The sequence below is a fragment of the Burkholderia cenocepacia genome, assembly GCF_900446215.1.
Classification (GTDB): domain Bacteria; phylum Pseudomonadota; class Gammaproteobacteria; order Burkholderiales; family Burkholderiaceae; genus Burkholderia; species Burkholderia cenocepacia.
In genome coordinates, this window is the sequence record NZ_UAQZ01000001.1 from 935,972 (window position 1) to 948,358 (window position 12,387).

Sequence of the window (12,387 nt, forward strand, 5' to 3'; positions counted from 1 at the left end):
TGCCCATGACCCCGACCCTTTCGACCCACCCGGCCGTCGACGACGACGGCGCGACGCAGGCGCTGTATCGCCGGATCTCGCGCCGGCTGCTGCCGTTCCTGATCCTCTGCTACACGCTGTCGTTCATCGACCGGATCAACATCGGCTTCGCACACGCGCAGATGGCCGCCGAGCTGCACTTCTCCGACGCCGTCTACGGGCTCGGTGCGGGCATCTTCTTCATCGGCTACATGGCGTTCGAGATTCCGAGCAACGCGTGGCTCGCGCGGATCGGCGCGCGGCGGACGATTGCCCGGATCATGGTGCTGTGGGGCCTCGGCTCGGCCGCGACGATGTTCGTCACGACGCCCGCGCAGTTCTACGCGTGCCGCTTCCTGCTGGGCGTGTTCGAGGCCGGCTTCTTCCCCGGCATCCTGTTCTATCTCGGCGCGTGGTATCCGCCACGGCAGCGCGCCAAGGCGTTCGCGCTGTTCATGACCGCGCTGTATCTCGCAGGGTTGATCGCCGGCCCCGTGTCGGGCGCGATCCTGTCGTACTTCGACCGCTTGGGCGGCCTGAGCGGCTGGCAATGGCTGTTCGTCGTCGAAGGGCTGCCGAGCAGCGCGCTCGGCCTCGTCGCGCTACGCTTTCTCGACGACCGGCCGGATGACGCACGCTGGCTGTCGGACGCAGACAAGGCCACGCTGCGCGCCGCGCATGCGCAGGCCGAAGCCGATACGCCGGCCGCGAACGCGGCGCGGTCGTTGCTCGCGCACCGCGATTTCTGGCTGCTGTGCGCGGCCAATTTCGCGATCGCGGCCGCCGGCTACGCGCTGGTGTTCTGGATGCCCGTGATCCTGCATCGCGGCGGCTTGCATGGCGCGATGCAGATCGGGCTGATATCCGCGCTGCCGTACCTGTGCGGCATCGTCGGCATGCTCGCGATGGGCTGGCGCACCGAGCGCCGGCGCGAATGGCGCAAGCACGGCGCCGTCGCGATGCTCGCGTGCGCGGCGGCGCTCGCTGGTCTCGCGAGCAGCGCCGGCACGTCGCATCTGATGATCGCGCTGTGCATCGCGGTCGCCACGCACGCCGCGGCGCTGCCCGCGTTCTGGGTGCTGCCGGGGCTCGCGCTGCCGAAGCGCTCGATGGCGGTCGCGATCGCGGCGATCACGATGACCGGCGCGATCGGCGGATTCGCGAGCCCGTTCCTGATGGGCGTGCTCAACACGGCCACCGGATCGATGCGCGGCGGCCTCTATTTCAATGCCGCGCTGCTGGCGGCCGGCGCGCTCGCGTTGCTCGGGACGCTGCGCGCCCGCGCGGCGGCGCGCGCGAACGCCGGCTGACGGCACGGCTTCTTCCTCTCCTGTACGCACCTACCCACATGAATTTCGAACTCGAACTCGAACACCGGATGATCCGGGATCTCGTCGCGCGTTTCGTGAAGGACGAACTGATTCCGCTCGAAGCGGCGGTGATGGCGCGCGAGGCCGACGGCCAGCGCTTCGGGCTGCTCGTCGACGAACGTGCGCACCTCGACGAGCGCTCCCGGCAACTCGGCCTGTGGGGACTCGACGCGCCGCTCGACGTGGGCGGCTCGGATCTGCCGGCCGTCGCGATGGTCGGCGTGAACGAGGCGATCGGCACGACCGTCACCCCGTACATCCTGCCGCCCGACTCGCCGAACCTGCGGATGCTGTGCGATGCGGCCGACGATGCGCAGCGCGCGCGCTATCTCGACCCGTACGCACGCGGCGCCACGCGTGCCGCGATGGCGATCTCCGAGCCGGGCGCCGGCTCCGACCCGGGCGCGCTGTCGACGACCGCCGTGCACGACGGCGACGGCTGGGTGCTGAACGGCCGGAAGATCTGGATCAGCCACGCGGCCGATGCCGACTGGACGATCGTGATGGCGCTGACCGATCGCAGCAAGGGCAAGCGCGGCGGCATGTCGGCGTTCATCGTCGATCGCGACACGCCGGGTTTCATCATCGAACGCCGGATTCCGATGATCGGCGGGCTGTCGACCTACGAAATCGTGCTGGAAGACTGCCGCATTCCCGCCGCGCAACTGCTTGGCCCGGAAGGCGCCGGCTTCACGCCGATGCAGGCCCGGCTCGCGAACCGGCGGCTGGAGATGGCCGCGTGGTGCATCGGCCGCGCCGAGCGCGCGGTCGCGCTGCTGTGCGACCATGCGAAACAGCGCACGACCTTCGGCGTGCCGCTCGCGGAGCGTCAGGCGGTCCAGTGGTGGGTCGCCGACGCGCTCACGCAGATCCACGCATGCCGCCTGATGACCTACGAAGCGGCCGCGCGCGTGGATGCCGGGCAGGATGCCCGCACGCAGATCTCGATGGTCAAGGTGTTCGCGACCGAAATGGCGTGGACCGTGATCGATCATGCGATGCAGACGCTCGGCGCGATGGGCATGACGAAGGAAATGCCGTTGCAGCAGATGGCCAGCGAAGCGCGGCTGATGCGCATCTTCGAAGGCCCGACCGAGGTGCACCGTTGGGTCGTCGCGCGCAGCGTGCTCTGACCGCGGCGCGCCGCCCACTTCCACGATGGAGCCCTGCGTTGAACACCCTGCATCTCGTCGATCCTGAAATCCGCCCGCTGCTCGAGACCTGGCCGACCGTCACGCTCGATGCCGACAACCTCGCGCAGTCGCGCCAGCGCGTGCTGCCGCTGCCGCCGCCCGACCCGACCGGCAGCACGCTCGAACGCCGCACGGTGCCCGGCCCGTCCGGCGCGCCGGACGTCCCGGTCCTCGTCTATCTGCCCGACGGCCACGCGCGCCCGCTACCAGCGATCGTCCACCTGCACGGCGGAGGCTTCGTGCGCGGCGCGGCGAAGGAGCTCGAAGCGGTGCACCGGTTGCTCGTCACACACCTCGGCTGCGCGCTGATCTCGATCGACTATCGCCTCGCGCCGGAAACGGTGTTTCCCGGTGCGATCGAAGACTGCTACGCGGCGCTCGCATGGGTGTTCCGTCACGCCGATACCCTCGGCATCGACGCCGCGCGGATCGGCGTGGCGGGCGAAAGCGCGGGCGGCGGGCTGGCCGCCGCGCTGGCGCTGCTGGCCCGCGACCGCGGCGAATTCCCGCTCGCGTTCCAGCACCTGATCTATCCGATGCTCGACGATCGCACCTGCACGCGCCCGCCGCATCCGCATGCCGGAGAATTCATCTGGCATGCGGCCAACAACCGGTTCGGCTGGACCGCGCTGCTCGGTCACGCCCCGGGCATCGACGGCGTGTCGCCGTACGCGGCGGCCGCGCGCGCCACGCGGCTCGACGGCCTGCCGCCCACGTTCCTGTCGGTCGGCTCGCTCGACCTGTTCCTCGACGAAAATCTCGACTACGCGCAGCGCCTGCTGCGCGCAGGCGTGCCGACCGAACTGCACGTGCTGCCCGGCGGCGTCCATGGATTCGACCTCGTGCCCGGCGCGCGAGTGTCGGAAACGGCGCGCCGCCTGAGCCACGACGCGCTGCGCCGGTTCCTGCACGGCTGACCAAAACAATGCGGGCGGCCGAAGCCGCCCGCATCCGCGCCGATCCCGACGACCACGCTCAGAACGCATCCCCCGGCACCCGCACCCAGCCTTCCATCAACACGCGCGCGCTGCGGCTCATGATCGCCTTCGTGACGGTCCACTCGCCGTTCTCGCGCCGCGCTTCCGCGCCGACGCGCAGCGTGCCCGACGGATGGCCGAAGCGCACCGCGTGGCGTTCGCCGCCGCCCGCCGCGAGATTGACGAGCGTGCCGGGGATCGCCGCGGCCGTGCCGATCGCGACCGCCGCCGTGCCCATCATCGCGTGGTGCAGCTTGCCCATCGACATCGCGCGCACCAGCAGGTCGACGTCGCCCGCGTTCACGCGCTTGCCGCTCGACGCGACGTAGTCGGCCGGCTTCGCCACGAACGCGATCTTCGGCGTGTGCTGCCGCGTCGCGATTTCGTCGAGCGTGTCGATCAGGCCCATCCGCAATGCGCCGTGCGCACGGATCGTCTCGAATTTGTCGAGCGCCTTCGGGTCGCCGTTGATCGCGTCCTGCAGCTCCGTGCCCGTGTAGCCGATCGCTTCCGCGTCGACGAAGATCGTCGGGATGCCTGCGTTGATCATCGTCACCTTCAGCGTGCCGATGCCCGGCACCGCGAGATCGTCGACGAGGTTGCCGGTCGGGAACATCGCGCCGCCCGCGCCTTCTTCCTCCGCGGCCGGATCCATGAATTCGAGCTGCACCTCGGCGGCCGGGAACGTGACGCCGTCCAGCTCGAAGTCGCCCGTCTCCTGCACCGCGCCGTTCGTGATCGGCACATGGGCGATGATCGTCTTGCCGATGTTCGCCTGCCAGATCCGCACGGTCGCGACGCCATCGCGCGGCACGCGCGCCGGATCGACCAGCCCGCCGCTGATCGCGAACGGGCCGACCGCCGCCGACAGGTTGCCGCAGTTGCCGGTCCAGTCGACGAACGCCTTGTCTATCGCGACCTGCCCGAACAGGTAGTCGACGTCGTGCCCCGGCCGCGTGCTCTTCGACACGATCACCGTCTTGCTGGTGGACGACGTCGCGCCGCCCATCCCGTCGATCTGCTTGCCGTACGGATCGGGGCTGCCGATCACGCGCAGCAGCAGCGCGTCGCGCGCGGCACCCGGCGTCTGCGCGGCATCCGGCAGATCCTGCAGCCGGAAGAACACGCCCTTGCTGGTGCCGCCGCGCATGTAGGTCGCGGGAATCCTGATTTGAGGAATATGAGCCATGTCTGTGTTCTCAATGTGCGCCGGTCAGGCTGCCTGCGACGATTCGAGGAAGTCCTGCGCGAACCGCTGCAGCACGCCGCCCGCTTCGTAGATCGACACTTCCTCGGCCGTATCGAGCCGGCATGTCATCGGCACCTCGACGCGTTCGCCGTTCCTGCGATGAATCACGAGCGTGAGATCGGCGCGCGGCGTGCGCTCGCCGATCACGTCGAAGGTCTCGGTGCCGTCGATGCCGAGCGTCGTCCGGTTCGTGCCCGGCTTGAACTCGAGCGGCAGCACGCCCATCCCGATCAGGTTCGTGCGGTGAATCCGCTCGAAGCCTTCGGCGGCGATCGCCTCGACGCCCGCGAGCCGCACGCCCTTCGCGGCCCAGTCGCGCGACGAGCCCTGGCCGTAGTCGGCGCCGGCCACGACGATCAGCGGCTGCTTGCGATTCATGTACGTCTCGATCGCTTCCCACATCCGCATGACCTTGCCTTCCGGCTCGACGCGCGCGAGCGAGCCCTTCTTCACCGCGCCGTCGACGACCGCCATCTCGTTGACGAGCGTCGGGTTCGCGAAGGTCGCGCGCTGCGCGGTCAGGTGGTCTCCCCGGTGCGTCGCGTACGAATTGAAGTCCTCTTCCGGCAGGCCCATCTTCGCGAGGTACTCGCCGGCCGCGCTGTTCGGCAGGATCGCGTTCGACGGCGACAGGTGGTCGGTCGTGATGTTGTCGCCGAGCACCGCGAGCGGGCGCATGCCCTTCAGCGTGCGCTCGCCGGCCAGCGCGCCTTCCCAGTACGGCGGACGGCGGATGTACGTGCTCTGCGCGCGCCAGTCGTACAGCGGCGCCGCGCGCTCGCCCGCATCGGCGCTGCGCGCGAACATCGGTTCGTAGACCTTGCGGAACTGCTCGGGCTTCACGCTCGACGCGACGATCGCGTCGATCTCCTCGTCGGTCGGCCAGATGTCCTTCAGCGTGACGGGCTGGCCGTCCGGATCGTGGCCGAGCACGTCACGCTCGATGTCGAAGCGGATCGTACCGGCGATCGCATACGCGACCACGAGCGGCGGCGATGCGAGGAACGCCTGCTTCGCATACGGGTGAATGCGGCCGTCGAAGTTGCGGTTGCCGGACAGCACGGCCGTCGCGTACAGGTCGCGATCGACGATCTCCTGCTGGATCTTCGGATCGAGCGCGCCCGACATCCCGTTGCAGGTCGTGCACGCGAACGCGACGATGCCGAAGCCAAGCTTCTCGAGTTCGGGCAGCAGGTTCGCTTCTTCCAGATACAGTTCGACCGCCTTCGAGCCGGGCGCGAGCGAGCTCTTCACCCACGGCTTGCGCGTGAGGCCCTTCGCGTTCGCGTTGCGTGCGAGCAAGGCGGCGGCGATCACGTTGCGCGGGTTGCTGGTGTTCGTGCAGCTCGTGATCGCGGCGATGATCACCGCGCCGTCGGGCATCTCGCCCGGCTTCTCTTCCCACTGGCCGGCGATGCCGCGCGCGGCGAGATCCGACGTCGGCAGCCGCTTGTGCGGGTTCGACGGGCCGGCCATGTTGCGCACGACGCTCGACAGGTCGAACGTCAGCGTGCGCTCGTACTGCGCGTTCGCGAGCGTATCGGCCCACAGGCCCGCTGCCTTCGCGTAGGTCTCGACCAGCTTCACCTGCTCGTCGCTGCGGCCGGTGAGGCGCAGGTAGTCGATCGTCTGGCCGTCGATGAAGAACATCGCGGCGGTCGCGCCGTATTCGGGCGCCATGTTCGAGATCGTCGCGCGATCGCCGAGCGTGAGGCTCGCCGCGCCTTCGCCGCGGAATTCCAGGTACGCGCCGACCACTTTTTCCTTGCGCAGGAACTCGGTCAGCGCGAGCACCACGTCGGTCGCGGTGATGCCGGGCTGGCGCTTGCCGGTCAGCTCGACGCCGACGATGTCGGGCAGGCGCATCCACGATGCACGGCCGAGCATCACGTTCTCGGCTTCGAGCCCGCCGACGCCGATCGCGATCACGCCGAGCGCGTCGACGTGCGGCGTGTGGCTGTCGGTGCCGACGCAGGTGTCCGGGAACGCGACGCCATCCTGCGCCTGGATCACCGGCGACATCTTCTCGAGGTTGATCTGGTGCATGATGCCGTTGCCCGGCGGGATCACGTCGACGTTCTCGAACGCCTTCTTCGTCCACTCGATGAAGTGGAAGCGATCCTCGTTGCGGCGATCCTCGATCGCGCGGTTCTTCGCGAACGCGTCCGGATCGAAGCCGCCGCATTCGACGGCGAGCGAGTGGTCGACGATCAGTTGCACCGGCACGACCGGGTTCACCTTCGCCGGGTCGCCGCCGCCGTCCGCGATCGCGTCGCGCAGGCCGGCGAGATCGACGAGCGCCGTCTGCCCGAGGATGTCGTGGCACACCACGCGCGCCGGGAACCACGGGAAATCGCGTTCACGCTTGCGCTCGATGATCTGCTTCAGCGAATCGGCGAGGATCGCCGGATCGCAACGACGCACGAGGTTTTCGGCGAGCACGCGCGACGTGTACGGCAGTGTGTCGTACGCGCCGGGCGCGATCGCGTCGACCGCGGCACGCGCGTCGAAATAGTCCAGCGACGTGCCGGGCAGGGGTTTGCGGTTGGCGGTATTCATGATGTGGGGCGGAAATCTGGGTATGACGTTCCGCGCGCGCCGGCGGCCCGCATCCTCACGGGCGCCGGCACGCGCGGCGGGCGTTTCAGCGCTTCTCGATCGGCACGAACTGCAGGTCTTCCGGGCCCGTGTAGTTCGCGCTCGGGCGGATGATCTTGTTGTCGATGCGTTGCTCGATGATGTGCGCGCTCCAGCCGGACGTACGCGAGATCACGAACAGCGGCGTGAACATCGCGGTCGGCACGCCCATCATGTGATACGACACGGCGCTGAACCAGTCGAGGTTCGGGAACATCTTCTTCGCGTCCCACATCACCGATTCGAGGCGCTCGGCGATGTCGTACAGCTTCAGGTCGCCCGCTTCCTTCGACAGCTTGTGCGCGACGCCCTTGATCACCTTGTTGCGCGGATCGGAGATCGTATAGACCGGGTGACCGAAGCCGATCACCACTTCCTTGTTCTCGACGCGGCGGCGGATGTCGGCTTCGGCGTCGTCAGGCGAGCTGTAGCGGCTCTGGATTTCGTACGCGACTTCGTTCGCGCCGCCGTGCTTCGGCCCGCGCAGCGCGCCGATCGCACCGGTGATCGCCGAGTAGATGTCCGAGCCCGTGCCCGCGATCACGCGCCCCGTGAACGTCGATGCGTTGAATTCGTGCTCCGCGTACAGGATCAGCGACGTGTGCATCGCCTCGACCCACGACTTCGACGGCGTCTTGCCGTGCAGCAGGTGCAGGAAGTGGCCGCCGATCGAATCGTCGTCGGTTTCCGTTTCGATGCGCTTGCCGTTGTGCGAGAAGTGATACCAGTACAGCAGCATCGAGCCGAGCGACGCCATCAGGCGGTCGGCGATGTCGCGCGCGCCCGGCAGGTTGTGGTCGTCCTTCTCCGGCAGCACGGTGCCGAGCACCGACACGCCGGTGCGCATCACGTCCATCGGATGCGCCGACGCCGGAATCTGCTCGAGCGCGGCCTTCAGCGCGCTCGGCAGGCCGCGCAGCGCGCGCAGCTTGGTCTTGTACGCAGCCAGTTCGGTCAGGTTCGGCAGCGTGCCGTGCACCAGCAGGTGCGCGATTTCCTCGAATTCGCACGATTCGGCGACGTCGAGAATGTCGTAGCCGCGATAGTGCAGGTCGTTGCCGGTCTTGCCGACCGTGCACAGCGCGGTGTTGCCGGCCGTCACGCCCGACAGCGCCACCGACTTCTTCGGCTTGAATGCGCCTGCGGCGGCCGGTGCTGCTGCGTCTTTCGTCTCGCTCATGTTTTGTTTCTCCAATGGGTATCGGGGGATGCGGGCCGCGTTACTTCTTGCCCTGCGCGAACAGTTCGTCGAGCTTGCGCTCGTATTCGTGATAGCCGAGGAAGTCGTACAGCTCGGCGCGCGTCTGCATCGTCGGCACGGCCGCCTTCTGCGTGCCGTCGCGGCGCAGCGTTTCGTAGAAGTTCAGCGCGGCCTTGTTCATCGCGCGATACGCGCCGCAGCAGTACAGCGCGATGTCGACGTTCGCCTCGCGCAGCTCGTCGACGGTGAACAGCGGCGTCGAGCCGAATTCGGTCAGGTTCGCGAGGATCGGCACCTTCACGGCAGCCTTGAAGCGGCGGTAGTCGTCGAGCGTCTTCATCGCTTCCGGGAAGATCATGTCCGCGCCGGCTTCGACGTACGCGACCGCGCGCTCGATCGCCGAGTCGATCCCTTCCGCGGCGGCCGCGTCGGTGCGCGCCATGATCACGAACTGGTCGTCGGTACGCGCATCGACCGCGGCCTTCACGCGATCGACCATTTCGTCGATCGGCACGACTTCCTTGCCAGGACGGTGGCCGCAACGCTTCTGGCCGACCTGGTCCTCGAGGTGCACGGCCGCGACGCCGGCGTTGATGAACGAGCGGACCGTGCGCGCGATGTTGAATGCACCGCCCCAGCCCGTGTCGATGTCGACCAGCAGCGGCAGGTCGGTCGCGTTGGTGATCCGGTTCGCGTCGATCAGCACGTCTTCCATCGTGCTGATGCCGAGGTCGGGGATGCCGAGCGAGTTCGCGGCGACGCCGCCGCCCGACAGGTACACGGCCTTGAAGCCGACGGCCTGCGCCATCTTGGCCGCGTACGCGGTGATCGCGCCGACCACCTGCAGCGGCTGCTCGGCCGCGACTGCCGCGCGGAACTTCGCGCCGGCGCTCTGAAGATGCGTATTGCTCATGAACGGCCTCCTGATGGAATGCCCGATAACAGCAAGGACCGGGCCAGCTTGCGAAACGTCGCTAACCCACTGATTCTTAAGCACCCGCCCCGGGCGAGGCGGCGCCGGAAGATTTCAATTCAGCAATTTCGTGTTTCAAAAATGAAATCGCGCGCGCATAATCGGCGGTCATGGACCTCTCTTCGACCAAGCCCGTCGGCCCGGCCGACCGCACGGTGCGTCCGCGCATCTGGGCAATGGGCATCAGCCGCCTGCGCGACCTGTTTCGCGAGATCGCCGGCGAGTTCGACGAACGCGCCGACGTGCGCATCGTGACGCGCGCCTATGAGGATGCGCTCGGCGCGATCGCCGAGGCTGGCACCGCGCGGCCCGACGTGATCGTCGCGGCCGGCTCGAACGGCGGCTTCCTGAAAACGCGTGCGCAGGTGCCGGTGGTGGTCGTGTCGCCGACCGGCTTCGACGTGATGCAGGCGCTCGCTCGCGCGCGACGCGACGCGACGCGGATCGCGCTCGTCAGCGCCGGCGAAACGCCGCCCGAAGTGCGTCGCTTCGTCGCCGCGTACGGCCTCGACGTGCAGTTTGCGTCATATCAGTCCGCGCAGGAAGCGGAAGCCTGCGTGCACGACCTGCGCGATCGCGGCATCGAGACGATCGTCGGCCCCGGCCTCGTCACCGATCTCGCGGCCAGCGCCGGCATGGGTGCGGTGTTCCTCTATTCGCACGCGTCGGTGCGCAAGGCAGTCGAGACGGCGCTCGAAGTCGCGTATGCGACGCACGCCGAGGCATTCCGCCGCCAGCGGCTCGACACGCTGCTGCAGCATCTGCGTGACGGCGTGGTCGCGCTGGACGCGCACGGCCGCGTCGAGGCGATCAACGAACGGCTCGCGTCGGCGCTCGGGGTCGAACCCGCGGCGGCCGTCGGCCGCGCGCTCGTCGACCTGCGGCCCGAACTGCGCACGCTGCGCGGCGAGGACGGCGATGCGCTCGCGACCGTGCGCGGCGTGCGCTACGTCGTGCATCGCGGGCCGCTCGTCGATCGCGGCGTCACGTCGGGCAGCGTGCTGACGTTCCAGGAATCGCGCGCGGTCGAACGGCTCGATCGCGCGCTGCGTTCGCAACCGACCACGCAGCAGTTCGCGGCCCGCTATGCGCTCGACGACGTGGTCGGCGCCTCGGCGCCGATGACGCGCGTACGCGAGCTCGTGCGCCGCTATGCGAAATCCGACGCGACCGTGCTCGTGCTCGGCGAAAGCGGCACCGGCAAGGAAATGATTGCGCAGAGCCTGCATGCGCTGTCCGCGCGGCGCAGCTATCCGTTCGTCGCGGTCAACTGCGGCGCGTTTCCGGAAGCGCTGCTCGAGAGCGAACTGTTCGGCTATGAGGAAGGCGCATTCACCGGCGCGCGACGCGGCGGCAAGACCGGCCTGTTCGAGGCCGCGCATCGCGGCACGCTGTTTCTCGACGAAATCGGCGAGATGCCGCCGTCGCTGCAGAGCCGGCTGCTGCGCGTGCTGCAGGAGCGCGAGGTGATCCGCCTCGGCTCGACCGAGCCGATCCGCATCGACGTGCGCGTGATCGCTGCGACGCACCGGCCGCTGCTCGCGGCCGTCGAGGCCGGCACGTTCCGCGCGGATCTCTATTACCGGCTCAACATCCTGAACGTCGGCCTGCCGCCGCTGCGCGAACGCGCGGCCGACATTCCCGCGCTCGCGGCGACGCTGCTCGTGCAGGCCGCGCGGCGCGAGCCGCGTCTCGCCGAACGCGTGCGCGACACCGACGACGCGCTGCGCGTGCTCGACGCGACGCAAGCGACGCTCGCGCGCTACCGCTGGCCGGGCAACGTGCGCGAGTTGCAGAACGTGGTCGAGCGGATCGCGGTGGAGCTGGCCGAGGACGTCGACGAGAGCGATCCGGACGCCGCGTGTGCGGCGCTCGCCCCCGGCGCGCTGCAGGTGATCGCGCCCGAGCTGTTCGCCGCGCCGCCCGATGCAGGCGGCGCCGACGACGACGATGGACAAACGCTCCACGCACGCCGCCGTCGCGCGGAAGCCGACGAGATCCGCGCGGTACTCGATGCGTGCGGCGGCGACCGCGATCGCGCCTGCGCGATGCTCGGCATCAGCAAGACGACGCTGTGGCGCAAGCTGTCGGCGAAATAGGTTCGGGCCGCCCCGTCATTCCGCCTTGTGATAGTGGCGATACGCCTTCGCGCGATTGCCGCACGACGACATCGAGCACCAGCGTCGGCTGCCGTTCTTGCTGTCGTCGATGAACAGCCACTGGCATGCATCGTTCGCGCAGCGCTTGACCTTCGCGAGCCGCGCGCCGCCGAGCAGGTCGATCGCCGACCACAGCACCGGACTCAGCAGCCCCGCGAGCGTCGCACCTGACGCATCGATCCGCCACGCGTAGCGGCCGTCGACGCGCGCCAGCGCAACGCGCGGCGACGCTTCCGCCAGAAAGCCGCCGAGCAGCGCGAGATCGTCGGGCTGCGGCTCGCACTGCTCCGCCTGCGCGTGAAAGAGCCGGTAGAGCGCCTCGCGCAATGCGAGCGCCTGCGCGAGCATCGGAGGCTCGTCATTCTTCTTCGGGTTCGGATATTGCTCGCGACACGCGTCGACCAGCCCGGCCGGTACGCCGGCCTGCTCGCGGCACCACGCGAGCAGGTCGTCCAGCGCGCCGAAGGTTTCCGTCGGCGGGTCGCTGCCGCGCCAGTACAGCGTGTTCGCGAAATCGAGGCTCAACGTCTCGGGCGGCGCCGGGATCAGGCAGTCGATCGCGACGGAAGGTTGCGTTTTTCTCATGACGCGATCGTATCTAACCACCATG

9 protein-coding genes are annotated in these 12,387 nt (G+C 68.8%); 4 read left to right on the forward strand and 5 right to left on the reverse strand.

Annotated elements, in window-relative coordinates; translation table 11 throughout:
• Nucleotides 1–5: 5 nt before the first annotated feature.
• Genes DTA15_RS04390 through DTA15_RS04400 form a run of 3 tightly spaced genes read left to right on the forward strand, consistent with a single transcriptional unit; the run spans nucleotide 6 to nucleotide 3,498 of the window.
• Nucleotides 6–1,328 (forward strand): MFS transporter, encoded by a 1,323-nt coding sequence (locus DTA15_RS04390; RefSeq protein WP_006481669.1) that lies wholly within the window; start codon nucleotides 6–8, stop codon nucleotides 1,326–1,328.
• Between the two features lie 38 nt (nucleotides 1,329–1,366).
• Nucleotides 1,367–2,521 carry an acyl-CoA dehydrogenase family protein gene (locus DTA15_RS04395; RefSeq protein ID WP_006481666.1) on the forward strand — a complete coding sequence of 385 codons (1,155 nt, stop codon included), beginning with the start codon at nucleotides 1,367–1,369 and terminating at the stop codon, nucleotides 2,519–2,521.
• 38 nt (nucleotides 2,522–2,559) lie between these two features.
• Nucleotides 2,560–3,498, forward strand: a complete 939-nt coding sequence (locus DTA15_RS04400) for an alpha/beta hydrolase (protein WP_006481650.1) — start codon at nucleotides 2,560–2,562, stop codon at nucleotides 3,496–3,498.
• A 58-nt stretch (nucleotides 3,499–3,556) separates the two neighbouring features.
• Here DTA15_RS04400 and prpF read toward each other — a convergent pair whose 3' ends face one another.
• The 4 genes from prpF to prpB all read right to left on the reverse strand — a co-directional run bounded on the left by prpF (nucleotide 3,557) and on the right by prpB (nucleotide 9,558).
• Nucleotides 3,557–4,747 carry a 2-methylaconitate cis-trans isomerase PrpF gene (gene prpF, locus DTA15_RS04405; RefSeq protein WP_006481659.1) on the reverse strand — a complete coding sequence of 397 codons (1,191 nt, stop codon included), beginning with the start codon at nucleotides 4,745–4,747 and terminating at the stop codon, nucleotides 3,557–3,559.
• A 24-nt stretch (nucleotides 4,748–4,771) separates the two neighbouring features.
• Complete coding sequence (gene acnD, locus DTA15_RS04410; RefSeq protein WP_006481668.1) at nucleotides 4,772–7,366, reverse strand: Fe/S-dependent 2-methylisocitrate dehydratase AcnD; 2,595 nt, start codon at nucleotides 7,364–7,366, stop codon at nucleotides 4,772–4,774.
• Nucleotides 7,367–7,451: 85 nt separating this feature from the next.
• Nucleotides 7,452–8,624, reverse strand: a complete 1,173-nt coding sequence (gene prpC, locus DTA15_RS04415; protein WP_006491569.1) for a bifunctional 2-methylcitrate synthase/citrate synthase — start codon at nucleotides 8,622–8,624, stop codon at nucleotides 7,452–7,454.
• Between the two features lie 40 nt (nucleotides 8,625–8,664).
• Complete coding sequence (prpB, locus tag DTA15_RS04420) at nucleotides 8,665–9,558, reverse strand: methylisocitrate lyase (RefSeq protein ID WP_006481649.1); 894 nt, start codon at nucleotides 9,556–9,558, stop codon at nucleotides 8,665–8,667.
• Between the two features lie 170 nt (nucleotides 9,559–9,728).
• Between prpB and prpR the strand changes: the two genes are divergently transcribed.
• A complete protein-coding gene (gene prpR, locus DTA15_RS04425; protein ID WP_006481672.1) occupies nucleotides 9,729–11,717 on the forward strand; it encodes a propionate catabolism operon regulatory protein PrpR in 1,989 nt (662 codons plus the stop codon).
• Nucleotides 11,718–11,732: 15 nt separating this feature from the next.
• On the opposite strand, the gene DTA15_RS04430 is transcribed toward prpR, so the two are convergent.
• Nucleotides 11,733–12,362: a CGNR zinc finger domain-containing protein gene (locus DTA15_RS04430; protein WP_006481670.1), complete on the reverse strand. Its 630-nt coding sequence runs from the start codon at nucleotides 12,360–12,362 to the stop codon at nucleotides 11,733–11,735.
• Nucleotides 12,363–12,387: the final 25 nt, after the last annotated feature.